General features: G+C 41.2%; 31 protein-coding genes and 1 pseudogene. 22 read left to right on the forward strand and 10 right to left on the reverse strand.

What is annotated here, in order from left to right:
* Window positions 1-37: 37 nt before the first annotated feature.
* Complete coding sequence (locus ACVW2L_RS12495; RefSeq protein WP_457128304.1) at window positions 38-448, reverse strand: hypothetical protein; 411 nt, start codon at window positions 446-448, stop codon at window positions 38-40.
* Window positions 445-1479 carry a LacI family DNA-binding transcriptional regulator gene (locus tag ACVW2L_RS12500; RefSeq protein WP_457128305.1) on the reverse strand — a complete coding sequence of 345 codons (1035 nt, stop codon included), beginning with the start codon at window positions 1477-1479 and terminating at the stop codon, window positions 445-447. Before ACVW2L_RS12500 ends, ACVW2L_RS12495 begins: the two co-directional genes overlap by 4 nt.
* 132 nt (window positions 1480-1611) lie before the next feature.
* Between ACVW2L_RS12500 and ACVW2L_RS12505 the strand changes: the two genes are divergently transcribed.
* From ACVW2L_RS12505 to ACVW2L_RS12540, 8 genes are all read left to right on the forward strand, one after another.
* Complete coding sequence (locus ACVW2L_RS12505; protein WP_457128306.1) at window positions 1612-3120, forward strand: xylulokinase; 1509 nt, start codon at window positions 1612-1614, stop codon at window positions 3118-3120.
* 35 nt (window positions 3121-3155) lie between these two features.
* The gene (gene xylA, locus ACVW2L_RS12510) at window positions 3156-4487 is read left to right on the forward strand and encodes a xylose isomerase (protein ID WP_457128307.1); all 1332 of its coding nucleotides are present in this window, start codon (window positions 3156-3158) and stop codon (window positions 4485-4487) included.
* 219 nt (window positions 4488-4706) lie between these two features.
* Window positions 4707-5144 (forward strand): hypothetical protein, encoded by a 438-nt coding sequence (locus tag ACVW2L_RS12515; RefSeq protein WP_457128308.1) that lies wholly within the window; start codon window positions 4707-4709, stop codon window positions 5142-5144.
* A 14-nt stretch (window positions 5145-5158) separates the two neighbouring features.
* Window positions 5159-5509: a hypothetical protein gene (locus tag ACVW2L_RS12520; protein WP_457128309.1), complete on the forward strand. Its 351-nt coding sequence runs from the start codon at window positions 5159-5161 to the stop codon at window positions 5507-5509.
* A gap of 132 nt (window positions 5510-5641) precedes the next feature.
* On the forward strand, window positions 5642-6352 hold the full coding sequence (locus tag ACVW2L_RS12525; protein WP_457128310.1) for a hypothetical protein: 711 nt from the start codon (window positions 5642-5644) through the stop codon (window positions 6350-6352).
* A 171-nt stretch (window positions 6353-6523) separates the two neighbouring features.
* Complete coding sequence (locus ACVW2L_RS12530; RefSeq protein WP_457128311.1) at window positions 6524-8200, forward strand: sodium/sugar symporter; 1677 nt, start codon at window positions 6524-6526, stop codon at window positions 8198-8200.
* A 138-nt stretch (window positions 8201-8338) separates the two neighbouring features.
* A complete protein-coding gene (locus tag ACVW2L_RS12535; protein WP_457128312.1) occupies window positions 8339-9400 on the forward strand; it encodes a type III polyketide synthase in 1062 nt (353 codons plus the stop codon).
* 3 nt (window positions 9401-9403) lie between these two features.
* A complete protein-coding gene (locus ACVW2L_RS12540; protein ID WP_457128313.1) occupies window positions 9404-9898 on the forward strand; it encodes an isoprenylcysteine carboxyl methyltransferase family protein in 495 nt (164 codons plus the stop codon).
* A gap of 172 nt (window positions 9899-10070) precedes the next feature.
* On the opposite strand, the gene ACVW2L_RS12545 is transcribed toward ACVW2L_RS12540, so the two are convergent.
* From ACVW2L_RS12545 to fbaA, 3 genes are all read right to left on the reverse strand, one after another.
* On the reverse strand, window positions 10071-10505 hold the full coding sequence (locus ACVW2L_RS12545) for a GNAT family N-acetyltransferase (protein WP_457128314.1): 435 nt from the start codon (window positions 10503-10505) through the stop codon (window positions 10071-10073).
* Window positions 10465-10971, reverse strand: coding sequence for a low affinity iron permease family protein (locus ACVW2L_RS12550; RefSeq protein WP_457128315.1), 507 nt, complete (start codon window positions 10969-10971; stop codon window positions 10465-10467). Before ACVW2L_RS12550 ends, ACVW2L_RS12545 begins: the two co-directional genes overlap by 41 nt.
* A gap of 84 nt (window positions 10972-11055) precedes the next feature.
* Window positions 11056-12135 (reverse strand): class II fructose-bisphosphate aldolase, encoded by a 1080-nt coding sequence (gene fbaA / locus ACVW2L_RS12555; RefSeq protein WP_457128316.1) that lies wholly within the window; start codon window positions 12133-12135, stop codon window positions 11056-11058.
* Window positions 12136-12303: 168 nt separating this feature from the next.
* Between fbaA and accD the strand changes: the two genes are divergently transcribed.
* The gene (gene accD, locus ACVW2L_RS12560; RefSeq protein WP_457128317.1) at window positions 12304-13149 is read left to right on the forward strand and encodes an acetyl-CoA carboxylase, carboxyltransferase subunit beta; all 846 of its coding nucleotides are present in this window, start codon (window positions 12304-12306) and stop codon (window positions 13147-13149) included.
* 72 nt (window positions 13150-13221) lie between these two features.
* Here the strand turns inward: accD and ACVW2L_RS12565 are convergent, their stop codons facing one another.
* The 5 genes from ACVW2L_RS12565 to glmM all read right to left on the reverse strand — a co-directional run bounded on the left by ACVW2L_RS12565 (window position 13222) and on the right by glmM (window position 17113).
* On the reverse strand, window positions 13222-13632 hold the full coding sequence (locus ACVW2L_RS12565) for a hypothetical protein (protein ID WP_457128318.1): 411 nt from the start codon (window positions 13630-13632) through the stop codon (window positions 13222-13224).
* A 33-nt stretch (window positions 13633-13665) separates the two neighbouring features.
* On the reverse strand, window positions 13666-13947 hold the full coding sequence (locus ACVW2L_RS12570; protein WP_457128319.1) for a hypothetical protein: 282 nt from the start codon (window positions 13945-13947) through the stop codon (window positions 13666-13668).
* 125 nt (window positions 13948-14072) lie between these two features.
* Window positions 14073-15206: a cysteine desulfurase family protein gene (locus ACVW2L_RS12575; protein ID WP_457128320.1), complete on the reverse strand. Its 1134-nt coding sequence runs from the start codon at window positions 15204-15206 to the stop codon at window positions 14073-14075.
* 75 nt (window positions 15207-15281) lie between these two features.
* The gene (locus tag ACVW2L_RS12580) at window positions 15282-15659 is read right to left on the reverse strand and encodes a four helix bundle protein (protein WP_457128321.1); all 378 of its coding nucleotides are present in this window, start codon (window positions 15657-15659) and stop codon (window positions 15282-15284) included.
* Between the two features lie 59 nt (window positions 15660-15718).
* Complete coding sequence (glmM, locus tag ACVW2L_RS12585) at window positions 15719-17113, reverse strand: phosphoglucosamine mutase (protein WP_457128322.1); 1395 nt, start codon at window positions 17111-17113, stop codon at window positions 15719-15721.
* 131 nt (window positions 17114-17244) lie between these two features.
* Here glmM and ACVW2L_RS12590 point away from each other — a divergent pair, with 131 nt between their 5' ends.
* From ACVW2L_RS12590 to ACVW2L_RS12650, 13 genes and pseudogenes are all read left to right on the forward strand, one after another.
* Complete coding sequence (locus ACVW2L_RS12590) at window positions 17245-17811, forward strand: phosphatase PAP2 family protein (protein WP_457128323.1); 567 nt, start codon at window positions 17245-17247, stop codon at window positions 17809-17811.
* 18 nt (window positions 17812-17829) lie between these two features.
* Complete coding sequence (locus tag ACVW2L_RS12595) at window positions 17830-18063, forward strand: UPF0175 family protein (RefSeq protein WP_457128324.1); 234 nt, start codon at window positions 17830-17832, stop codon at window positions 18061-18063.
* Window positions 18041-18514, forward strand: coding sequence for a DUF3368 domain-containing protein (locus ACVW2L_RS12600; RefSeq protein WP_457128325.1), 474 nt, complete (start codon window positions 18041-18043; stop codon window positions 18512-18514). The genes ACVW2L_RS12595 and ACVW2L_RS12600 overlap by 23 nt, the downstream gene beginning before the upstream one ends.
* A gap of 93 nt (window positions 18515-18607) precedes the next feature.
* Window positions 18608-19018, forward strand: a complete 411-nt coding sequence (locus ACVW2L_RS12605) for a transcriptional regulator (RefSeq protein ID WP_457128326.1) — start codon at window positions 18608-18610, stop codon at window positions 19016-19018.
* A 91-nt stretch (window positions 19019-19109) separates the two neighbouring features.
* Window positions 19110-19469: a YciI family protein gene (locus tag ACVW2L_RS12610; protein ID WP_457128327.1), complete on the forward strand. Its 360-nt coding sequence runs from the start codon at window positions 19110-19112 to the stop codon at window positions 19467-19469.
* Between the two features lie 39 nt (window positions 19470-19508).
* Window positions 19509-20744, forward strand: a complete 1236-nt coding sequence (locus ACVW2L_RS12615; RefSeq protein ID WP_457128328.1) for an RNA polymerase sigma factor — start codon at window positions 19509-19511, stop codon at window positions 20742-20744.
* A gap of 78 nt (window positions 20745-20822) precedes the next feature.
* A pseudogene (locus ACVW2L_RS12620) lies at window positions 20823-21913 on the forward strand (Glu/Leu/Phe/Val family dehydrogenase).
* Window positions 21914-21955: 42 nt separating this feature from the next.
* Window positions 21956-22903: a transcription antitermination factor NusB gene (nusB, locus tag ACVW2L_RS12625; protein WP_457128329.1), complete on the forward strand. Its 948-nt coding sequence runs from the start codon at window positions 21956-21958 to the stop codon at window positions 22901-22903.
* A gap of 1 nt (window position 22904) precedes the next feature.
* Complete coding sequence (locus ACVW2L_RS12630) at window positions 22905-23336, forward strand: DUF1573 domain-containing protein (protein WP_457128330.1); 432 nt, start codon at window positions 22905-22907, stop codon at window positions 23334-23336.
* Window positions 23337-23346: 10 nt separating this feature from the next.
* A complete protein-coding gene (yajC, locus tag ACVW2L_RS12635; protein ID WP_457128331.1) occupies window positions 23347-23658 on the forward strand; it encodes a preprotein translocase subunit YajC in 312 nt (103 codons plus the stop codon).
* Between the two features lie 103 nt (window positions 23659-23761).
* Window positions 23762-24709 carry a CdaR family protein gene (locus ACVW2L_RS12640; protein WP_457128332.1) on the forward strand — a complete coding sequence of 316 codons (948 nt, stop codon included), beginning with the start codon at window positions 23762-23764 and terminating at the stop codon, window positions 24707-24709.
* Window positions 24709-25308 carry a dephospho-CoA kinase gene (gene coaE, locus ACVW2L_RS12645; protein WP_457128333.1) on the forward strand — a complete coding sequence of 200 codons (600 nt, stop codon included), beginning with the start codon at window positions 24709-24711 and terminating at the stop codon, window positions 25306-25308. Before ACVW2L_RS12640 ends, coaE begins: the two co-directional genes overlap by 1 nt.
* Entirely contained in the window at window positions 25305-26246 is a 942-nt protein-coding gene (locus tag ACVW2L_RS12650; protein ID WP_457128334.1) for an MBL fold metallo-hydrolase, read from the forward strand. Before coaE ends, ACVW2L_RS12650 begins: the two co-directional genes overlap by 4 nt.
* Window positions 26247-26309 lie beyond the last annotated feature (63 nt).

Below are 26309 nucleotides of genomic sequence, written 5' to 3' on the forward strand. Positions count from 1 at the left end.
TCGTCCGAAGTAAAAACTTCGGACAGCGGAGGGAAAATTATTTGATGTAAATGGTGTCTACCGGTTCTTTAATTGTATTGGCCTGAATAGTAATCTTTTTCAATAAGGCTCTTTTCAAGATTCCAGACATTAGCTTTAACTGCTGATATTTTGTGGCGGTATCGAGACTAAAAATATATAGATCAATCATTTTAGAATCTGGAGCGTATTTAAATTTCCTATTAGGCAGCGTAATCATTTGCGCTTTAGTCGGCAGCATTACATCAGACCTTGAATATAAGTCATCATAAACCATACTATCTGTTACCGGCCCAAATTCGTTGTCATCCCAGGTCATTACTGCTAAGGTGTCAGTTCGCTGACTGCTTACAACAATTACTTCCGCCTGCCAATCACAGGCCGTCAACACAAAAAATAAAATTATAATAAGTGCCGGGTTCCATTTCATTTTCCCTTCCTCAAAGTCGATGACCTAATAATCAACTCCGGTTTCAAACTAATTACTTTAGGTGTAACTGCAACTTCGCTTTTTTGCAACTCATCAAAATACAAATTTGCAATGGTGCGGCCCATATGGATACTGAACTGGTCTATAGTGGTAATGGATGGATTGGTTAGCTCGGTAAAGGCTTCATTGGCATAGCCGCAGATACCCAGTTGAGAGGGTACTTGTATGTCCATATCGTGCGCAACATCTAAAACACCCAACGCAGAAAAATCAGATGTGGAAGCAAATATAGCATCAGGTGGCTGGGGCAGGCTAAGCAGTTGGCGGGTGGCGGTGGCTCCCAGCTCTTTTGTCCAGGCGTTCTTCATCATCAACTCATCAGCAACCGCAATGTTATGCTTTCTAAGCGCCTTTAAATAACCATCGCGGCGTTGTTTAAATATGTTCAGGTTTTGGGGGCCTTCTAATAAGGCTATACGTTTGTAACCCTGTTCTATCAGGTGTTCAACCGCCTCCATAGAAGCCTGCTCGTTATCGTTTATAACTTTCAGGGTTTCCAGTTCGGTAGCCACACGGTCAAACTGTATCAACTGTATGCCGTGGTCTATAACATTTTTTAGGTGGCTTATATCCTCCGTTTCAACCGACATAGAGATGACTACACAATCAACATGCTGGTTAACCAGCGCATTAACACATTTGATCTCTTTAGCCACCGACTCGTTAGACTGGCAGATGATGAGGTTATAATTTTGGTTGTTGGTAACCTCTTCAATCCCGGCAATAACGTTCGAAAATATATTCTGATTAATTCGCGGCACAACAACGCCTATGGTGTGGCTTTTCCCCATGCGCAGGTTTGAGGCCAGTACATTACGCTTATAATTAAGCTCTGCAGCCGTCTTAATTACCAGCTTTTTGGTCTCTTCGTTTACGTGATTACTGTTATTAAGCGCCCGCGATACCGACGATGCAGTAATATTTAGCCTCTCGGCTATATCGTAAATGGTAACTCGCTTTTTAGCTTTCATGGGATTATTGCAAATATGATAAAAATAATTGCCTGCAATCGATTGCATATTAAAAAAAAGATTTAATTTCGTTGCTCAGACGCGTACCCAATTATTAAATCGACAATTATTTATAATTAATTAATATACAGCATGTTACTTTTAGGCATAGATATAGGTACATCATCAGTTAAAGTATCGGTTGTTGATGCGGCAACGCAAAAAACTATCGCATCAGCCGCATATCCTGATACTGAATCGCCTATAACCTCTTTGCAGTTGGGTTGGGCAGAGCAATCGCCAGAAATGTGGTGGCAGCAGGCGCAACAAGCTATAGGCCTGTGTAACAGCACCCAAAAGTACGATCCTAAAGATATATCTGCCATAGGTATAGCCTATCAGATGCATGGTTTGGTACTGGTTGATAAAGAACAAAAATTACTTCGCGATAGTATTATCTGGTGCGACAGCCGCGCAGTTGAGCTGGGCGAAGAAGCATTTGACACCATTGGCCATGATGTTTGCTTATCGCATTTGCTAAATTCTCCCGGCAACTTTACCGCCTCTAAACTGGCATGGGTAAAAAAGAACGAGCCCGAGATTTACGCGCAGATTGACAAAATAATGCTGCCTGGCGATTATATCGCCATGAAGCTTACGGGTGATATTACCACTTCTATATCGGCTTTGTCTGAAGGTGTTTTCTTTGATTTTAAGAACAATAGTATCTCAAAAGATATCATCAACTATTACGGTTTTGAAGAAAGTTTCTTCCCTGTTGTAAAACCTGTATTTTCTGATCATGGCCAGGTAACTGCCGCCATTGCCGGTAAATTAGGCCTTAAAGCTGGCATACCGGTAGCCTATAAAGCGGGCGACCAACCTAACAACGCGCTTTCATTAAACGTGTTGAACGCTGGCGAGGTAGCTGCTACTGCAGGTACATCAGGCGTCATATACGGTGTGAGTGATGATTTGACATACGATCCGCAATCACGCGTAAATACTTTCGCTCATGTTAACTATAGCGAAGAAGAAAAAAGAACAGGCGTATTGCTTTGCATTAACGGTACAGGCAGCATGTACCGCTGGACCAAAAATTTGTTTGGCTCGGCAGTAAGCTATCAGCAAATGAATGAGATAGCCAACCACGCCCCTATCGGTTGCGATGGTTTGCGCATCTTACCATTCGGTAATGGCGCGGAGCGCATGCTGAATAACGAATTGGTAGGCGTACATTTTCATCATATTGATCTGAACCTGCATACACAGGCACATATTTTTAGAGCAGTACAGGAAGGTATAGCCTGCGCGTTCCGTTATGGTGTAGATATTATGCGCGAAAACGGTATGAGCCCAACGGTAATACGTGCCGGTAAAGCTAATTTGTTTTTAAGCGATCTTTTTGCACAAACATTTGTTAATGCTACAGGGATACCTGTTGAATTGTACAAAAATGATGGTAGCGTAGGTGCGGCTTTAGGTGCCGGTATTGGCGCCGGTATTTTTAACAATCCGGCTGAGGCTTTCAGCAATATGCATCCGGTGCAATTGATAGAGCCGACATCAAAAATGTTTGAATCTGTTTACCAGGAATGGAAGGGATTGCTTACACAGCAGCTAACCATACTTAAAGACAAACAATTACACACAGTAAATTAATAAACCGAAATATTAAGTAATTAACAAATAAACTAATGGCAAAAATAGTAACAGGCGAAACCGAGTTTTTTAAAGGTATCGGCCAGATCAAATTTGAGGGCTTAGCGTCAGATAATCCGTTGGCATTTCGCTGGTATGACGAAAACAGAGTGGTAGCAGGTAAAACCATGAAAGATCACTTTAAGTTTGCAGGTGCATACTGGCATTCATTTGTGGGCAACGGTGGCGATCCTTTCGGTGGACCAACTCATGAGTTTGAGTGGGATAAAAAAGCTGACGCAGTTGAACGCGCTAAAGACAAAATGGACGCTGCATTTGAGTTTTTAACTAAAATGAACCTGCCTTACTACTGCTTCCATGATGTGGATGTGGTTGATTACACCAATGATATTAACGAGAACGATCGTCGTTTACAGGCCTTAGTTGAGTATGCTAAGCAAAAACAAGCCGAAAGCGGTGTAAAATTGCTTTGGGGTACTGCTAACTTGTTTTCGCACGCACGTTACATGAACGGTGCTTCTACCAACCCTGATTTCCACGTGTTAACACATGGTGCTGCTCAGGTTAAAGCTGCTTTAGATGCTACTATTGCATTAGGTGGCGAAAACTACGTATTCTGGGGTGGCAGAGAAGGTTACATGAGCCTGTTGAACACCAACATGAAACGCGAGCAGGAGCACCTGGCTAAATTTTTACATGCTGCTAAGGATTACGCCCGCAAACAAGGCTTTAAAGGTAATTTCTTCATTGAGCCAAAACCTTGCGAGCCTACTAAACACCAGTACGATTATGATTGTGCTACTGTGTTTGGTTTCTTACAGAAATACGATCTGTTGAACGATTTCAAAATTAACATAGAAGTAAACCACGCTACATTGGCTGGTCATACTTTCCAACACGAGTTACAGGTTGCTGCTGACGCCGGCCTATTAGGTTCAATTGATGCTAACCGTGGCGACGTTCAAAACGGATGGGACACCGACCAGTTCCCTAACGATATCAACGAAATAACCGAAGCTATGTTGATCATCCTGAAAGCAGGTGGTTTACAAGGTGGTGGTGTTAACTTTGACGCTAAGATCCGCAGAAACTCAACTGATCCGGCTGACTTGTTCTACGCTCACGTTGGTGGTATGGACATTTTTGCACGTGCATTGGTAACTGCTGATGCCATCTTGCAAAAATCAGATTACGAAAAGATCCGCACTGAGCGCTACGCTTCTTATGACAGCGGTAAAGGCAAAGAATTTGAAGAAGGTAAACTTTCTTTAGAAGATTTGCGCGAATATGCTATTCAAAACGGCGAGCCTGCTGTTATCAGCGGCAAACAGGAATACATTGAAAACCTGATCAACCGTTATATCTAGTCTCCAGATATTTAATTTATATAAAGCCGTTTCTGTAAAAAGGAGCGGCTTTTTTGTTTGTAGAAAATAAGTACCAATGGTTTAAGTGGACAATGATTAGAAGACAAAGAAAACTAATAGTTTTACCAAAACTCGTTGACCAATTCCTCAATACTTATAATTAGTCATTTACATTGATGATGATTGTTCGATATTGCACAAATTAATTTAAGCTTATTTATGAGAAATTTAATTTTAATGCTGCCGATACTAACAACAATTTTTATCTCAAATATTTTAAAAGCCCAAAATCTCCCTAATCAACAAACGGAAAGTATTGCCTTGCAACCAGGATTTAAAATAGATGGGTTAGCGAAAGAGTGGAATGACAAGTTTCAAGCATACAATAAAAGAACGGAGACTAATTACATCTTGGCCAATAACAGCCAGTACATATATCTGGCCATTCAAGCTGTAGATCCTTTAATCATAAAAAAAATCATTGGAGGTGGGATGTCTTTTACGATTAACACGAGTGGAAGTAGAGAAGACTTATCTCCATATATTATTACATTCCCAGTTATTCCGAATGATCGTCAACTTTCCATATTTCCTTCCTTGGAGGATATGAAGGCCCATTCGAATGAAAAAGTTCACGCGACTCGGTCATTCACATAATCAACAATAAAATCATGAGTGGATGGAAAGAATTAAAACTAAAGGGGTTTAAGACTATCTCTGATACGCTATTGTCTATCTATAACGATACAGGATTCAAATCAGCCGTTGTAGTAAATAACACCGGTGCATTAACTTGTGAACTTTTGATTCCGATTAAGCTTTTAGGGATAGCTCCTAACAGTGGGAAAATGATTTTCTATAACGTGATGATAAATGGCGTCACATCTATACAACGAACATCGAGGCCTTCAGTGGAAGGAGCACCCACTGTCAGCGCTGTGCCTAGAGGATTGGGGAATGCTACTAATATTAATTCCGTACAATATCCGACAGATTTTTGGGGTAGTTATGTCATCAAATAACGGTACTAACCTTCCCTTACAATTGCGGAATATTTTAATTATATCATCCAACTATATGCTAACTCTTGCTTCAAGAATTAATTTCCTCAATTCATATTTATAATTAACTTTGCATTACAAAGTACTTTTATTATGAATATATTTTCTACGCTCGATGATCTGCATTTAAAGGCAAGGCAAAATAAATGGATGAATTACTTTACGGTATTTAACCGCATTGCTTTGGCTGCAGGTTTTTTACCCGCGGGTTATGTTAAGATCATTGGCGAGCGTTTCACTGATCTGCACAATAACCAGCCGATGGGGCATTATTTAGAGGCGCTGCATCATACGGGTTATTATTATACATCCATAGGCATTTTACAAGTTTTGGCTGCCGTTCTGTTACTAATTCCGCGTACAGCATTATTAGGGGTACTAATCTACTTCCCTATTATATTAAATATTTGCATACTGTCGCTTGCAGTGCGTTTTGAGGGTTCGCTTTTAACATCGCCATTGATGGTGGTATCTTGCATTTACTTGCTTTGTTGGGATTACCATAGATTAAAAGCCATTATATTTTCCGGCCCTGTTATGGTTACAAAGCCTGCAATCACCAATAGCAAATTCCCGGTTAAGTTCTTCGCAGGCGTATTCGCGGGTTTGGTGCTCTTTGTATTTGTTATTACGCATGTATTTGACCTGATGCCGCGCAATACTTTAGCCGACTGTAAAACACAATGCGATGACAGCAAAAATCCCGGGGCATGCAAAATATTTTGTGAGTGCATCCACGTTAAAGGGCAACCCTTGGATAAAGCATTGGATGACTACCACAAAGCTCTCCAGCAAAAACCTTGAGGGCTCAAAAAGACTAACGTTCTTGCGATTTTCGTCAAAAATCAACCAAAAAAAACCACTCTTCGTATGGTATTTAAAAAACACAAACCTTTGTCGATAATATTTGTTCGGTGCTGTTGCTAATGCGTAACATAAAGGTTATAATTGTTGCAAAAAACCAATATAAAACATATGAAAGAATTATCTTTTGGCGATTACGCAGTATTCCTTGTGTACTTCGTCATTGTCGCTGCTTACGGGTTGTGGGTTTATAACCGTAAAAAAATAGTTGGGGTATCTTCATCAAAGGATTATTTCCTTGCAGAGGGTTCTTTAACCTGGTGGGCCATTGGTGCATCATTAATTGCTTCTAACATATCTGCAGAGCAATTTGTAGCCATGAGTGGTAACGGCTTCACGATGGGTTTAGCTATATCGACTTATGAGTGGATGGCCGCGCTTACGCTGGTTATTGTAGCTGTATTTTTTATTCCGGTTTATCTTAAAAACAAGATCTTCACCATGCCGCAGTTTTTGCATCAGCGCTACAACAGCACTGTCGCAATGATCATGGCTATATTTTGGTTATTATTATATGTAATTGTAAACCTTACTTCTATCCTTTACCTGGGTGCAATAGCTATCCACGGTATATCAGGTATCAACTTTGAACTGTGTATCGGCCTGTTAGCTGTATTTTCTATCATTATCACCCTTGGTGGTATGAAAGTTATTGGCTTTACTGATGTTATACAGGTGTTCTTTTTGATATTGGGTGGCTTAGTAACTACTTACATTGCTGTAACACAAGTAGCCGAGCATTACGGCCAGCAAGGCATAGTTAATGGCTTAACCGTAATGTACGAAAAATACAATGATCACTTCCACATGATCCTTAAGAAAGACAATGCCAGCTATGGCGACGTTCCGGGATTAACCATGCTATTGGGCGGTATGTGGATAGTGAATTTGAACTATTGGGGCTGTAACCAATACATTACCCAACGTGCCTTAGGGGCCGATTTAAAAACTGCCCGTGGCGGTATTTTATTCGCAGCGTTTTTAAAGCTGTTAATGCCGGTTATAGTAGTATTGCCTGGTATAGCTGCTTACGTATTGTTTAAAGAGCAGGTATTTGATGCAGTAAGCGCAGGCAGCATTAATGAAAACCATGATAATGCTTACCCTGTATTGTTAAACCTATTGCCTACAGGCGTTAAGGGATTGGCTTTTGCGGCATTAACGGCTGCAGTAGTGGCATCGTTAGCGGGTAAGGCAAACAGTATTGCTACTATTTTTACACTTGATATTTACAAGAAAAAGATCAACCCTGAAGCCAGCGAAAAAAACCTGGTTAATGTGGGTAAAATCACCGTTGTTGTAGCCATGATACTGGGTGTAGTAATTTCTCCGTTCCTGGGTATCGACAAAAAAGGCGGGTTTCAATTTATACAAGAGTACACAGGTTTCGTATCTCCGGGTATCTTCGCCATGTTTATTTTGGGCTTCTTCTGGAAAAAAGCATCATCAAACGCTGCGTTATTTGCAACAATTGGTGGTTTTGGTTTCTCTGTATTCTTTAAGTTCCTGCCAAAATTCGCAAATCTTGAACCATTAAAAACAACCGGATTTTCTTTCTTTAACACCCAAAGTGGCTTATGGGAAATTCCGTTCTTAGACCGTATGGGTTTTGTATTCGTTATCTGTATGATCTCGATGATTGTCATCAGTTTAATTGATCATGCACGCGGCAAGAAAACTAACGGGCTGGAAGTTGACGCATCTATGTTTAAAACAACCAACGGCTTCGCTGTAGGAGCGCTTCTGATAATAGGTATATTAACTGCCCTTTATACAGTGTTCTATTAATTAAATAAAAAAGTGATTTGTTAAAAAGCGCCCCGGAAACCGGGGCGCTTTTTGTTTGGTACATTTATTGAACAAAACAATTGAGCCGGAAAAAGCATTATTAAGGCAGCGTAAAACATTATTCTACGTATATAAAGTATGCCCCATATAGCAGCAACATCAACAGTCGATTTTCCATTTAAAACTGAGCAGCAAGCAGTGAAAGCGCAAGCTAAGGCTTTATTTTCTGCCAACTTCCCACAAACCGACAGGCTTATATTTGCTTTTGATAATACCGAGATAATCACCCGTAACTTTTGCAAACCTCTTGATTGGTACGCCCAACCTACCACGTTTGAGGAGCGGAATAATGACTATCAGCAAATAACACTGGAGTATTCAATAAAAGCCATTGACGATTGCATTACTAAAGCCGGTATCACTAAAAAAGAGATCACGGATATCCTATTTGTGTCAACCACAGGCCTGGCCACACCGAGTATGGATGCGCTCATCATAAACGCCATGCGTTTAAATCCGCACATAAACCGTACTCCTATCTGGGGCTTGGGTTGCGGCGGAGGGGTATCAGGAATGGCAAAAGCCAATACCATCGCTATAGCAAACCCAAATGCGGTAGTTTTGTTGATAGCAGTGGAGTTATGCTCGTTAACGCTGATCAAATCAGACTACAGCAAGAGTAATTTTATTGGCTCAAGCTTATTTTCAGACGGCGTGGCGACATGTATCGTTAAAGGCGATGCCAATCAAACCCCAGCATCGAAAGTGTCTTATATCGCAGCAAGCAGCAAATTGTATTATGATTCGCTTGACGTTATGGGCTGGGAATTTAAGGATACTGGCTTTAAGGTTTTATTCTCTAAAGATATCCCTACATTTATACACGAGAACGTAAAGCACGATATAACTGAGTTCCTGCAAAAACATAACCTGCAGCTAAGCCAGATCAAGAATTTTATTTTTCATCCAGGCGGCAAAAAAGTTTTAGATGCATATGCAGATGCCTTGCAGGTGGAAGGCGACTTTTTGCAGAAAACGCGCGAGGTGATGAACGAAAACGGCAATATGTCAAGCGCTACCGTTTTGTATGTGTTGGATAAATTTATGACCGAAGGCTTTGAGGATGGCTATGGCTTAATGATGGCTATGGGCCCGGGGTTTTCCAGTGAGATGGTACTTTTAAAGCTTGCTAACAATTAAACGATGTATTTCTGGGTATTCCTTGCTTTCCTTATCACACAGCGCCTGTCGGAGTTGTACATAGCTCGCCAGAACGAAAAGTGGTTGTTAGAACAAGGTGCGGTGCAATACGGGCAAAGCCACTATCCCTTTATGGTAGGCATGCATACACTGTTCATCGTATCTATTATTGTTGAATATAACTTACGGGACAATGCACCATTTAATTACTACTTCCTGCTTGCATTTATCGCGGTGCTTTCTTTCAAATTTTGGGCACTGTCATCTTTAGGGAAATACTGGAACACCAAGATCTACCGTGTACCGGGTGTTTATCCTGTAAAGAAAGGTCCGTACAAGATCTTTAAGCACCCTAACTACATGGAGGTGGTGTTAGAGATTGCTATAATCCCGCTGGTATTTAACCTGTATTACACGGCTATAATATTCTCGGTACTTAACGCGGGAATGTTGTATGTTAGGATAAGTGTTGAGAATAAAGTTTGGGCAGATGAGTGACGTTTTTCTTGTCATTCTGAGCGATAGCGAAGAATCTTATACGCTTGCTAATCCGGCGTGTTAGTCGCTTTTACAAGATTCTTCCCTATCAAAATGACAAGTAAAATTCGAAATTGAACATCCGAAATTTGAAATCCAAATAAATCCGTAATCGAACATCCGAAATTCGAAATCAAATTTTCTTCACCATCTTATAATGCTGTATCCCCGCTTCTTCAAACTGCGGACCCGTTTTTTCAAAGCCCGATTTTTCGTATAACGGCACCGCGTCAACCTGTGCATTAAGGTAAATGTATTCGGCGTCAGCAGGCAGGTCATGCAACGCAGTTGTCACCATGGTGTGTGCTATCCCTTGCCCTCTGTGTTGCTTTAATACTGCAAAACGCTCCAGTTTATAGCCGCTGTCGGTCTTTCTCCAACGGCAGGCACCAGCAGGTTCACCATCAATGGTGGCTAAAAAATGAGTCGACTCTTCTTCGTGTTCCCATTCCAGCTCGGGCGGGCAATGTTGTTCAATTACAAAAACCTCGCGCCGTATGGCAAACACCGTTTCAAGCAGTTGCGGGTTATTTACCTTGCTTACTTTTATTTCTTTGGGCTTTGGCATCCTGGTAATGTTTTTTGTTCATGTGGCCGGTTAACTTTAGGTTGTGGTTTTCTTCTGCAGCATCAATAGAGTGTGTGCACAAAATATCATCCTCTCCTTCTGCAAGGTCAGACAGTTGCTCATAATATTTATGCAGACGATCCAATTCCTCCTCAGTCAAATCTTCAATATCTACCATCCGGTTGCTGGCCCCTGCGTGAGACGCCAACAATTCATTCAGTTTTAAATGTATTGCTTTTGAGTCTTTGTTCTGGCTTTTTTGAATCAAGAAAACCATTAGAAAAGTAACTATGGTGGTGCCTGTGTTTATAATTAACTGCCATGTATCAGAATATTTAAAAATAGGCCCTGTTACCAACCAAATTATAATTATTGTAATAGCCAAAATAAATGCGGCTGAGCTGCCTGTGGCATTAGTGGCCCAATTGGCAAACCGCTCAAATAAATTCTTTTTTTCTTTAGCCATAAACTCGTTTTTGCTACAACTAAAACTAAAAAAAAGCGCCGATGTTTTATACACCGGCGCTTTATATAATTTATGGCTTTTCGGCTACAGTTTGTCTGTGGCGTTAATGCAGTTAAGGTCTTCAAATGCGGCCGTTAATCTTTTAACAAAAGTTTCTTCCGCCTTGCGCAACCAAACACGCGGATCATAATATTTTTTGTTAGGAGAATCTTCACCATCCGGACTACCGATCTGGCTTTGCAGATATCCTTCTTTTGATTTATAGTAATCTTTAATACCCTCCCAAAATGCCCATTGCAAATCGGTATCAATGTTCATTTTAATGGCACCGTAGCTAATAGCTTCGCGAATTTCTTCCTGGCTTGAGCCTGAACCACCGTGGAATACAAAGTTAATAGGCTTTTCGTCAGTCAAACCAAACTTCTTCTTGACATACTCCTGCGAGTTATGCAATATAACCGGCTGCAGTTTTACGTTACCCGGTTTGTATACACCATGTACATTACCAAAAGCAGCAGCAACGGTAAAGCGCGGGCTAACTTTTAACAAATGCTCGTATGAATAAGAAACCTCTTCGGGCTGGGTGTACAAACGTGAGCTATCAACATCAGAGTTATCAACGCCGTCTTCTTCGCCACCGGTAACGCCCAGTTCAATTTCAAGTGTCATGCCCATTTTGGCCATACGTTCCAAATATTTGGCAGATATTTCTATATTTTCTTCTATAGGCTCTTCAGACAGATCAAGCATGTGCGATGAGAACAAAGGTTTGCCGGTTTCAGCAAAAAATTTCTCGCCATGATCAAGCAGGCCATCTATCCAGGGTAATAGTTTTTTTGCTGCGTGGTCTGTATGTAATATTACAGCAATGCCATAATGCTCAGCCAACAAATGCACGTGTTTTGCAGCAGATACACCGCCTAAAATGCATGCCTGCAGTTTTGAATTATCTAACGATTTACCCGCATAAAACTGCGCGCCACCGTTTGATAATTGTATAATAACAGGCGAATTAACCGCTTTAGCAGTTTCCATTACCGCATTAATGGTGTTTGTGCCGGTAACATTTACAGCAGGTAAAGCAAACTGGTGCTTTTTTGCCGCTTCAAACAACTCCTGCACCTGATCGCCGTGCAGAACGCCTTTATAGTCTTTTAAGCTCATTGTATCTAATTAAAGCCCGAAGTTATCATTTAGATGCGAGATTTGGGATACGAGATATGAGATTTTTAGCTTTAATTCATAAATTCCATCTCGAATCTATTATCTCAAATCTCATATCTAACAAAATATTCGTTTCTTTGCATCAGTTTGAAAGAGTTAGAAACAGATATGAGTTGGTTTAAACGAGAATCAAAAGGGATAATTACGACTACTGAGGAAAAGAAGGAAACACCCGATGGGATGTGGAACAAATGCCCTCAATGTAAAAAGCCCCTCCACTATTCTGAACAGGTTGAAAATCAATACGTTTGCCATTATTGCGGATACCATCTGCGTATTGGGTCAAAGGAATATTTTTCAGTACTGTTTGATAATAACGAGTTCACAGAACTGTTCGCTGACATGGTATCAGGTGATCCATTACAGTTTACAGATTCAAAAAAATATACCGACAGGCTTAACGAGACCCAATTTAAAACCGGTCTCAAAGATGCTATACGCGCTGCAGTTGGAAAGATAAACGGACAGGACCTGGTAATTGCCTGCATGGACTTCAATTTTATAGGAGGATCAATGGGATCTGTAGTCGGCGAAAAGATAGCCCGTTCTATTGATCACTCCATAACGAACAAAATACCTTTCCTGATGATATCTAAATCAGGCGGTGCGCGCATGATGGAGGCCGCCTTCTCGCTAATGCAAATGGCTAAAACATCGGCTAAACTGGCCTTATTAGGTCGGGCTAAAATACCTTACATATCTTTATTGACGGATCCGACTACCGGTGGTGTAACTGCATCATACGCAATGCTGGGCGATATTAATATTGCTGAGCCGGGCGCTTTAATTGGCTTTGCCGGACCACGCGTTATTAAAGAAACCATTAAGAAAGATTTGCCCAAAGGTTTCCAAACTGCTGAGTTTGTACAGGAGCACGGCTTTTTGGATTTTATAGTTGACCGCCGCGAAATGAAAGAAGAGCTTGGCGCATTTTTAAAAATGATGCAAAATTAATTTTATAGCTATATAAGAACGGCTCCCCGGAGATCCGGGGAGCCGTTTTGCTTTAATATAAGTATACAATTTTTAATGGGATGTTACACCAGGCATTGCATGGTCTATATAAGGCATATCCTTAATAAACACTGGCTTTTTATCTTCCTGCGTAAAAGCTTCAGGTTCAGTTGACGGATAATCTGTTACGTCATCGTTAATAGGATCATCTTCGGTTACATCGCTATCGTCTTCCTCATAATCAACCTCCGGGTCTTCATCATCGGCAATGTCGTCATCTAAATCATCGCCGTTCTCCACAACGTCATCACTCAGATCATCTTCATCGTCCACGTCAATTGATTCGTCGTCATCCTCAAATTCTTCGGCGCTATCCCTTGACAGATCATCTGCGGGATAAGCCGTTTCGCTATTTACATAGTCTGATGGTTCGTCATCATAGTTATCCGGGTCGTACCCAAATTTGTTTTCTTGTAAAATCATAGGTGTATGTTTTTAAAGGTAGATGCTTTTTGTTTATAAACTCTCCGTGCCTGGCTCATGGCCTACCATTCTGCCGGTGCCGCGGTTATGGTGCTGAGGTTGAAAATCTCCACGCGCAGGTCCCTCTGCAGGAAACTCGTGCTCGTTAGGTGGGGTTACATCACTTTGCTCACTGTAAGAAGCATCGTTACCTGAATCTTGTTGTTGCTGCTCTCTTTGTGGATTATATCCTGAACCTTCCTGTTCTGATTGTCTTCTTTCAGGAGTTTCATCTGGGCGATTACCGTTTCCGGAATTTTGATTATTCATTTCCATAGGTTTATTATTTTAATTACAAATTAATAAACCATAACCATGCCAAAAAAGCCGCACCCAAATCTCACCGGAAGGGAGGGGCTTCTTGTAAATACTTTATTAAAGTCTCCCCTGCCGGGGTAGATTTAGAGGGGGCTAAAAAGTTCGCGTAGTTTTTCGATAACAAAATCTATCTCTTCTTTAGTATTGTACTTTGAGAAAGAGAACCTTACAGATGGCCGCGAAGAACTGGCGCCAATAGCAGTAAGTACATGTGAACCTATATCTGTACCAGAGCTGCATGCACTACCCCCGGATACTGAAATACCCGCGATGTCCAATTTAAACAGCAACATATCGGCAATGTCTGTTTCGGGGAACGAAACGTTCAATACCGTATACAGGCTTTTATCCGGCGCGGTTTCGCCGTTAAACTTAATACCGGGAATAATAGCCTCTAATTGTTCAATCATATAGGTTTTTAGGCCCTGTATATGTTGTTGCTTATCGTCCATATCGGCGTAAGCTAAGTCAAGTGCCTTTGCCAGCCCGGCAATGCCATACACATTCTCTGTACCACCACGCATATTGCGTTCTTGTGCGCCGCCGTAAATAAGGGGTTTAATTTTTATTTTGTGGTTGATGTATAAAAAGCCTACGCCCTTTGGTCCGTGAAATTTATGTGCCGCACAGGTTAAAAAATGCACTTTTAGCTGGTTTAGCGCATGTGGATAATGCGCCATGGTTTGTACAGTATCGCAATGAAAAATAGCATTGTATTGTTCGCACAGGTTACCAACTTTTTCAATATCAGTAAGCGTGCCTATCTCATTGTTGGCTTGCATTAAGGATACAAAAGTCCGTTCGTTATTTTTCAGCAGTTCTTCCAGATGTTCTAAACTGATGTTGCCTTTGTCGTCAATATCAACAAAACTCAGTTTAATAACACCGGCTTTCTCCATGGCCTCCAGCGTATGCACAACGGCGTGGTGTTCAATTTTGGTAGTTATAGCATGCGTTATACCGTTATCAATTATACCGCAACGGATAGCCATATTATCGGCTTCGGTACCGCTACCGGTAAAAAATATTTCGGCGGGCGAAGTATGCAATAATCCGGCAACGGTTTTGCGTGCTCTTTCAACAAGCGTACGCCCCTCTCGCCCATGAGCATGAATGGAGGATGGATTTCCAAAACTGTTCTCCATTGCTTCACACATTACCTTTATAACTTCGGGATCAAGCGGTGTAGTAGCCGCATTATCTAAATAAACACGCATAGTTTTTAATGAGAGAGGGATTGAATTAGTGAATGAGTGATTTTTTATTTACACTTTGAACTTAATAGTGATTTCTTATCGTTTATTTTCGCTTACGGTTTTTCTGGCAGAAGCTGCTACTTTTAGTATTTCGTTTCCTTCGTTCATCAAATTTTTTATTTTTTCAGAAGATAGGATGTCCGTTTCAATCATTACTTCCATCCAAAAAACGCTCTCGTCTGCTTCTTCAACAACAATGGATATTTTTGAGTGGAACTCAGCTTGTGATCTTGCCCGACAAGCTGCTCTATAGTTCGCTCCAACAGAAGACGAAGACCTTAATAACTGCCTGCCAATTATCTTCGCTTCCTCCGTTTTGGGCAAAGATTGATACAATCGGATATTATCTACGACAAATTTTTTTGTCCTCTCACGAAATTGTTCCGCGAATTCGTTTTTACTTAATCTTTCCATGTCTCAATTTATATAAATTAAGACAACTTAAACAATCGCTAATTCACTCAATCACTAATTCACTCATTAGCCAAGCTGAGTATTTCCTTTATATCGGCAATTATTTTATTAGCCAAACCATTAGCCGCTGTTTCAGATTCGCTTTCTGAATAGATGCGGATAATAGGCTCGGTGTTTGAACGGCGCAAATGTACCCATTGCTTATCAAACTCTATTTTAAGTCCGTCAATAGTGCTGTATGGCTGATTTTTGTAGCGGTCCTCCACCTTTAGCAGCAGTGCATCAATGTCCATTTCGGGCGTAAGCGTTATTTTATTTTTTGAGATAAAATAACCCGGATACGAGCGGCGTAAAACAGAAACGGGCCTACCATATTTTGCCAGATGTGTTAAAAACAAGGCAATACCCGCTAAAGCGTCGCGCCCGTAATGCAACTCAGGATAGATCACCCCGCCATTGCCTTCGCCGCCTATCACAGCATTTACTTCCTTCATTTTGTTTACCACGTTCACCTCTCCTACTGCGGCTGCATAGTACTCTCCGCCTGCCAGTTCGGTAACATCGCGCAAGGCTCTGGTTGATGACAGGTTTGATACGGTATTGCCTTTTGTATTTTTCATTACATAGTCTGCAACTGCAACCAGCGTATATTCCTCGCCAAACATATTGCCATCCTCGCAAACAAAGCAAAGCCGGTCAACATCCGGATCGACTGCAATACCCAAATCAGCATTTTTGGCCAAAACCTCTTTTGAAAGTGCCGTCAAATTCTCAGGCAGCGGCTCCGGGTTATGCGGAAACTCACCATCTGGCTCACAAAACAACTTGTGAACAATTTTTACGCCTAAGGCTGCTAATAAGGCCGGTACAAAAATGCCGCCTGTAGAGTTTACGCAATCAATAACTACCTTAAAATTAGCATTGGCAATTGCTTCAACATCAACCAAAGGCAGGGCCAGTATCTGGTCTATGTGTTTCTGCAAATAGCTTTCGTCATAAGTTACCTTACCTAAAGCGTTTACTTCGGCGTACTCAAAAGCACTGCTTTCAGCAATTTCGAGCAGTTCCTTGCCATCGGCGTCGCTTATAAATTCGCCTTTTGCATTTAAAAGTTTTAACGCATTCCACTGTTTTGGGTTATGGCTTGCTGTTAATATAATGCCGCCGCCCGCCTGCTCTAAAGGCACCGCCACTTCAACTGTCGGGGTTGTAGACAGGCCAATATCAACCACATCAATACCTAAACCCATTAATGTGCCCGTTACCAGGTTATTAACCATACTGCCGGATATGCGCGCATCGCGACCAACAACTACTTTTTTAGCGCCCCCGTTTTTTATAATCCAGGCGCCATATGCCGATGTAAATTTTACTATATCAAGAGGTGTTAAACCATCGCCGGCCGCCCCGCCTATGGTACCCCTTATACCCGAAATTGATTTTATAAGTGTCAAAGTTCAAAAATAAAGTGGTGCAAAAATAGAATAATTTACACTATGATTTACAGGATTTGATGATGTAAGGATAGTAGCTATAAAATCCTAAAATCCGCTCATCCTACCAATCTTAGTTTATATTTGTCGTAATGCCCGATTTTCTGCTACATCTTGATCAGCAATTATTCCATTTCATTAACCACGATGTGGGTAATTGGTTTTTTGATTTGTTGATGCCAATATTGCGCGATGCCCGTGTTTGGATTCCCCTTTACGTTTTCATTTTTGTGTTTTGCCTTTGGCGCTATAAAAAACAAGGGCTGATCATTATTTTATTGCTGGCTTTAACTTTTGCCCTTTCCGACTATGGAAGTGCCACAATTATAAAATCTCTCTTTAAGCGGGCCCGCCCCTGCAATACCCCACAGTTAACGGAGGTAGTACACCGCATCGACTGCGGCACGGGCTACAGTTTCCCTTCCAGCCACGCTGCTAACCATTTTGCCATAGCGGTATTGTTATGTATTATTTTTTACAAGCGCTACAAATGGATATTGCCCGCAAGTTTGATCTGGGCGGCGTCTATTAGTTTTGCGCAAGTATATGTAGGTGTGCATTATCCAATAGACGTTATCGTAGGCGCAATGTATGGCACTTTGGTTGGTTGCTTGCTTGGTTGGATATTTTGGAAATGGCAACGAAAATTGTATCTTTAATTGAATAATGAAAAGCGCATGACTACGTTAACACTTCAGGTTCCTGATTTTTTGGAAGAGAATCATGGTGATACGGTTCAATTTTTAGCAGCAAAGCTCTACGAGTCTGGTAAACTTTCAATGGGTCAGGCTGCTGATATGGCCGGGCTAACAAAGTCTGGCTTTTCTGCTATTCTCGCTGATCATGGTGTGAATTATATCAATTATTCTTTTGATGATGTGATGGCAGATGTCGAAAGAATTTCAAAGTAATTTTGCCGTTATTACTGATACAAGTTGTTTTATTTTATTAGATAAAATAAACGCTTTTTCTGTTTTGAATTCACTCTATAAACATGTAGTAACTACCCCTCAAATTGCAAGTGAATTCGCTAAACCTCTTCCTGAATGGATAGAAATTAAATCGGTACGAGATGTTAACTTATTGTTGCTTTACGCTGAAAAAGTTGATATAGGCGAGGCCAGTGCTATAGCTCTGGCTCTTGAATTACCATCCGCGCAGCTTATTTTGGATGATTTGAAAGGCCGTAATTTGGCAGCAGAACTAAAACTTAACTATACGGGTACGTTAGGAGTGTTAGTTTTAGCTAAGCAGCGAGGCGTTATAACTCAACTAAAACCTTACTTTGACAAAATAAAATCAACTGATTTTAGAGTAGCGGACGGCATGCTGCAAAAAATTCTGGAAGCATCGGGAGAGTAATTCAATGTCCCATCCCACCCCCAAAATTGTCGCTAACTCCCTGTAAGCTTTTTGAACCGATAGCATAAATTTGTTATCAGTAAAAACTCGGCCATGGAAACAATCAAATTAGACAACGACATAACAGTAATGTACGTTAACGCGACCTCTTTTCCTGATGGCGTATTAGCGGCGCATCAAAAGCTGCACTCGCTTATTCCGTTTTCAACCGAACGAAAATATTTTGGCCTTTCGCGTCCCGAAGGTGGTGACTTAATTGTTTATAAAGCTGCGGCCGAAGTACTGGAATCCGGCGAGGCCGAGAAACTAAACCTGCAAACCATCATCATAAAAAAAGGCAATTACATTAGCGCTACGCTGCATGATTACATGAAGGACCTGCCCGCTATTGGCAACACTTTTCAGCAAATGATTGTCCGCTCAGACATAGACCCGCAGGGTTATTGCGTGGAATGGTATTTGAGCGATAAGGATGTGCAGTGCATGGTGAGATTGCAGGATTGATATTTATTTTAACTTTATTGTCCGGTTTAATGAGGTGTGTTTGATATGTGAGTATAATTTATTTATACAGTAACATTTAAAAAACAAAACGATGAGAGATTACATGCTTATTTTCAGACACCAGGACGGCGGCAAAATTGCCTCGCCAGAGCAAATGCAGATTTGGATGCAGCAAACTATGGACTGGCTTAACGGCTTAGCAGCAACAGGTAATTTTGCCGGCAAAGGCGATGGGTTGGTATTTGACAATGCAAAAGTGGTGCATCATGATAAAACCGTAACCAACGGCCCTTTTGGCGAAATAAAAGAAACCTTAGGCGGATATGTGGTGGTAAAGGCCGATAGCGCCGATGAAGCTGCTGAATTTGCAAAAGGCTGCCCCGTATTACAAGGCGAGGGCAACACGGTTGAAGTACGCGCGCTTGCAAAAGGTGACGGCGTGCACGCCTAAATAATAAAATGCACAGCCTTCGCGGAGCTTCATAATTTAATGCAACAGCAGGAGATCATCCCCCATTTATTCAGAACCGAATACCGCAAGATAGTAGCGGTACTATACCGGCGGTTCGGTTTTGAGCAAATGGAAACTGCCGAAGACATTGCCAGCGATACCTTTGCAACCGCCGCGCAAAACTGGGCTATCAGCGGTACTCCGCCAAATCCCACCGCCTGGTTATACGCTGTAGCCAAAAACAAGGCAAAAACAGTATTACAACGCAGTACCTTATTCGAAAACAAAATATCTCCGGACCTTCAAAGAAACAGCGAGGTTTTTGAGGACGAGATAGACCTGTCGCCACAAAACATTGCCGACAGTCAGTTGCAAATGATCTTCACGATCTGCCATCCGGCTATTCCAACAGAGGCACAAGTTGGCCTGGCTTTGCGTATACTTTGCGGTTTCGGTATTGATGAAATTGCCGATGCTTTTCTATCCAATAAAGAAACCATTAGTAAGCGGTTGTACAGGGCCAAAGATAAATTGAGGCAGCAGAACATCAGCATTGAAATACCCTCGGCAACACAAATTGATGCACGACTTGATACTGTACTTTTAACTATTTATCTTTTATTTAACGAGGGGTATTATTCGGTAAACAACAACCAAATAGTAAATAAAGATGTTTGTTTCGAGGCCATCCGCTTATGTACCATGCTGGTTGAAAGCGCCCTTACTAACAAACCCGTCGTAAACGCCTTGCTTGCATTAATGTATTTTCACGCTTCGCGACTGGATGCACGCATGGACGACAACGGAGCCCATATTTTATATGATGAACAGAATACTGCTCTGTGGGATAAACACCTGATAAGCCAGGGCGCTTTATACTTGCATAGGTCTGCAAACGGAAATGACTTATCAAAATATCACTTAGAAGCAATGATTGCTTATTGGCGCACACAAAAAATGGATAGCCCGGAAAAGTGGGAAGCGGTGCTGGCTTTATATGATAAATTGTTGATTGTAGCCTATTCCTCTATGGGAGCATTGAACCGTGCTTATGTACTATCAAAAACTGCGGGTAAAAAGCGCGCTATTGTCGAAGCCGAAAAATTAAACCTTCAAGACAATCAGTTTTATTTTATATTGATGGGCTATTTATATACAGATTTAAACACCCAACAGGCATTACTTAATTACGAGGTCGCTTTAAAATTAGCTAAAACGCAAACAGATATAAGTCTCATTAATAAAAAAATACGCGATTTAAATACAAGGTGTTAACGCCCTTTTCTCAGTCCGTTAAAAAACCTTTGCCGCATCCAAAAAAACATCTACTTTTGTTGTGCCTAAAAACAGCAAATGCCATCAAAGGACGCCACCGAATCCCTTTTCAATAAAATTGAAACCTACGGACACAAAAAAGTTGTGTTTTGCAGTGACCCGGATACAGGTTTGAAGGCCATCATAGCCGTTCACGACACTACCTTAGGGCCTGCTTTAGGCGGTACACGCATGTGGGCCTATAAAAACGAAAGTGATGCGCTGGATGACGTTTTGAGGCTTTCAAAAAACATGACTTATAAAGCTGCAATATCCGGCCTTAACCTGGGTGGCGGCAGCGCGGTAATAATTGGCGATTCGCGCCGCGATAAGACAGAAGCTTTACTGCGCAAGTTTGGCCGGTTTATAAAAAACCTTAACGGCGAATTTATAACGGCAGAGGATGTAGGCACCAACCCACGCGATATGGCGTATATCCGCATGGAAACGCAACACGTAACGTAACCGGCCTGCCCGAAACCATGGGCGGCAGCGGCGACCCTACCCCTATTGCTGCGATGGGTGTGTTTATGGGTATTAAAGCATCTGTTAAAGAGCTTTTTGGTACCGATAGCCTTACCGGGAAATCAGTTATCGTTCAAGGCATAGGCCATGTTGGCGAAAACCTGGTAAAACTGCTGCGCGATGAAAACGTTAAGGTGTATGTGAGTGATATTAATGAAGAACGCACCGGTTTTGTATCAAAAAAATACGGCGCGCAGGCGATTTCTAACAACAGCATATTTGACATAGAAGCTGATATATATTCGCCCTGCGCATTGGGTGCTACGGTAAATTCGCAAACTATTAAAAAATTAAAATGCGCTATAATTGCCGGCTCGGCTAATAACCAGTTGGAAGACGAAGCAGTGCACGGACAAATGTTGCTGGAGAAAGGCATTTTATTTGCCCCCGACTACGTTATAAGCGCAGGAGGTGTAATTAATTGCTACTCGGAGTTAATGGGCTTTAGCAAAAAACATTCATTGCAGCTTACTGAAAATATATACGAAGCTACCCGGAACGTATTAAAGCTTTCAAAAGCAGAAAATATACCAACTATACAGGCGGCAAATAAAATGGTAACAAAACGTTTAGCCGATATCAATAAAGTAAAATCATCATATTAAATAAATAATAAACAGGATTAGTCCTAAAATCGTTCTTACAACATGTTAAACAGAAGGCACCTACGGGTAAAAGTATTACAGGCATTATATGCGTATCATCAAACAGGAGCAAATAGTGTAAGTCAGCATGAAAAAAACTTACTTCAAAACGTTGACAAGGTATACGAAATGTATATCTGGATGCTATCTCTTATTTCAGAAGTGATAGAATATGCATCAACGGATGCCGAGGAGCGTGCGCACAAACACCTACCTACTGCTGAGGACCTGAATGCCAATTTAAAGATATTAAGCAACCGCTTTTACACATCATTACAACAGAACAAAGAATACCTGGCAGGTATTAAAAAATACAAAGTAGAATGGAGCTTTGACCCGGAATTGGTGAAGGGCCTTTTCAAGGCGTTAAAAACAGCGCCCGAGTACGAAGAATATCTTCAAAAAACAGGTGATACTATTCAAACGGATAAGGACATCATCAAATTCATTTTCAAAAAGGTAATACTCAAATCAACTTTAGCAGAACAGGTTTTTGAAGAGAAATTTATTTTCTGGCCGGTTGATAAGGAAGTTTTACAGGCGCTGATTGCCAAAACCTTTAAAAACTTTGCTTTTGATGAGCCTGCTAAGAATAAACTGGCCGAAGTAACCGGCAATTGGGACGAAGACAGCGAATTTATAACCAACCTCTTGAAAACTACCATCAGGTATGATAAAGACTATCAGGAAATGATTGGTATTAAAACGCAAAACTGGGAGCCGGAACGTATTGCCATGATGGATAACTTGTTAATGAAGATGGCTATTGCAGAGTTTTTAAATTTCAACTCTATCCCGGTTAAGGTTACGATTAACGAATACCTTGAAATTTCTAAGGAGTTTAGTACACCGAAAAGTAATTCATTTATAAATGGTATTTTAGACAAAATTTTAATTGAATTAAAAGAGGAAAAGAAAATACGTAAAACCGGCCGAGGCCTGATTGAATAATATGAAAAAGCTTTTTTTAATTTTACTTGCAGCGGGCGCTTTATCAGCCTGTAACAGTGCCGATAAGAGCAGCAAAAGCACTGCAACCGATACTACAGCAGCAGCTAAAGCAGATCCGGCAATTTTAAAATTTAACGAGGAAAGTTTCGATTTTGGCAAAATAACCCAAGGCGAAAAAGTAACGCACGTTTTTAAATTTTATAACGGCAGCATGCAGCCTTTAATTATAACCAACGCAGTGGCATCATGCGGCTGCACCACCCCTACATGGCCAAAAACACCGGTATTACCTGGTAAAGAAGGCGAAATTTCGGTTACGTTTAACAGTGCGGGCAAACAAGGCTTACAAGACAAACAAATTACAGTTACTGCCAACACAGATCCTGCGCAAACCGTAGTGCATTTAATAGGCGAAGTGCTGGCAAAAAAATAAATCTTAAACAATGACAACAACTATTTTATTACAGGCAGGCGGGTTCGGTTACCAGCAACTGATTATGTTGGGATTAATCATCCTGGTAATGTATTTCTTTATGATACGCCCGCAAATGAAGAAACAAAAAGATCAGAAAAAATTTGCTGACGAGTTGAAAAAAGGCGATAAAATTATAACTACGGCTGGTTTGCACGGCCGCATTGCCGAGGTAAACGATACAACTATTGTAATTGATACCGAACTGGGCAGCAAACTACGTTTTGATAAATCGGCTGTATCGCTTGATGCGTCAAAACCATTGAATACACCGGCTAAGTAAAGCTTAAAGCAGAAAGCTTAAAGCGAAAAGCATATTTTATATTATAAAGCGGAAAGGGAAGCTTATAGCTTTTGCCTTTCCGCTTTTAGCTTTCAGCTCAATAATGGCAATAATAAAACTATCGGTAACAGAGCGCAGGCGGATCTCGGTTTTTTTAACGTGTCTCGTGCTGGCAATCTGTGCCTGGCTGGTAGTTGCCTTTTCAAGTACTTATAGCTATACTGCAAAAAAGGTTATCAGGTATAAAAATGTTCCTTTAAAACGTTCGTTTCATTCGCTACAGTCAGATACAATTGAGGCTGTTGTAAAGGGCACCGGCTGGCAAATGATTTTTGCAAGGGTTAATGAAAAAAGCTCATCCATAACTGTTGATCTGCAGTCGCTGGAGGAGCACCCTTACATAACATTAAGTAGCCAGCTTCAGAGTATCAATGCCGAACTTCCACGAGATAACCCCATAATCGCTTTTAATCCGGACACCTTATATTTTGATTTTTCAAACAGAAGTATCCGGCGAATACCCGTTAAACTTTTGACTTCAATAAATTATCAAAAACAATTTTCGCAGTCAGACAATGTCATCATCCAGCCATCATACGTTACAGTAAGCGGGCCAAGTGGCGAAATAGACGCAATGACAGCGTGGCCCACCGACTCGTTAAAAGCGACGGACGTTAACGAGACCATAACCGCTGGCGTTAACGTTAAGGCACCGGCACAGGGTAACATCACCATATATCCAAAAATGGTACAGGTTACGGTACCTGTAAATGAGTTTACCGAAAAAACAATAAAGATCCCGGTAAAGATCATTAATAACGCTAATTACTATAATATTAAAGTTGTGCCCCAGCGAATTGAAGTTACGTTTACTACATCGCTTGACAGGTATGCAGAGATAGATGCGGACCTGTTTGAAGCCCAGGCGGATTTAGATTATTGGAAAAAATACGGTTACAGCACACTGCCTGTTAAAATTATCCGCGTGCCTGACTTTTGCAAAATAGTGAGAATTGAACCACGTAACATCGACTTTATTGTAAAGAAATAATGTTGAAAATTGGTATAACAGGCAACATAGGGAGCGGCAAAAGCATCACCGCTAAGGTGTTTGAAATATTAGGTGTAAAGGTTTTTTATGCCGATGCCGAAGCTAAAAAGGTAATGACGGTTGATGAAGTGTTGATAGCCGGAATAAAAAAAACCTTTGGTATTGACGCCTATTTAACAGACGGCCAGCTTAACCGAAAATATATAGCAGGCATTGTTTTCAAGAATGAGGAAGAACTGAAAAAACTAAATGCGCTGGTTCACCCGGCCGTATTCAGGGCTTTTCATGAGTGGGCAAAGGCTTATACCAATGAGCCCTATGTAATAAAAGAGGCTGCTGTGCTTTTTGAAAGCGGATCATACCAATTTTGCGATAAGACCTTGATGGTTGCTGCCCCGCTTGAAATGAGACTGGAAAGAGTAATGAAGCGTGATTTGATAAGCCGTGCCGAGGTGGAAGCACGCGAAGCGAGGCAATTTACAGAAGAAAGAAAGAAAGAATTGGCCGACTATATTCTTTTCAACGACGACACCCAATTAGTTATTCCACAAATATTACAGCTGCATAGCCAGTTTCTACAGCTTGCAGGTACCCAATGATGATAATTGACGACTTTGTTTTTATTAGTGAAAATGGTATTTATTGCAAATACGGCGATTTTTACCTTGACCCTATCCAGCCGGTAAAAACAGCGGTAATATCCCACGCTCATGCAGATCATGCCATAAGCGGCAATGCAGAAGTTTATTGCACGGCATCTACCCGCGCCTTTATGGAGCTGCGTTATAGCCGTTACGCTGCTAAGGTATTTAACATTGCGCCCTACAATGCCCCATTCAATATAAACGGCGTGGAGCTCAGCTTTATCCCAGCAGGGCATATGCTGGGTTCGGCTATGGTGTTGATGGAATATAAGGGAGTTAAATACCTGTACACAGGTGACTATAAACTACAGCCCGACGCCACCTGCGAACCGATAGAATGGGTAAACGCTGATGTGTTGATAACAGAAAGCACATTTGCCGACCCAAAGATCATTCACCCAGACCCTGTTCTGGAAATACAAAAGCTGGATAAAATAGAGAGCAATATCCTATTGGGCGCATACGCTACGGGTAAAAGTCAGCGCTTAATAAGGATGATAACAGATTATGCGCCGCAAAAAAAAGTTTTGGTGCACCACCGCATCATGGCCATTAATAAAATATACGAGGTGGCCGGCTTTTCTTTAGGTAATTACCAGCTTTACGGTCGCAAATTAATGAAAACGCAGGACCACTTCGTATACATTGTACCACCTTTTACCTTTAATAGTTACATACGGGCAACCGATGTAAAGCGCCTGTTTGCATCAGGTTGGGACAGGCTTCAGGTTAACCGGGAGGACACCTTGTTTATATCAGACCATGTTGACTGGAACGATATACTTATAGCAGTAAAACAGGTGAATCCCAGCCAAATATGGACGCTGCATGGTAGTGGCAAATATTTACAAACTTATTTTGGTGACAATATTTTTGTTAAATTGCTCAACTAAATTAATAGACTCTCCGGCGTTTTTACAGCGGTTGCACTTTGTACCTGCAAAAAAGTGATAGAA

The sequence above is a fragment of the Mucilaginibacter sp. HD30 genome (assembly GCF_054061755.1).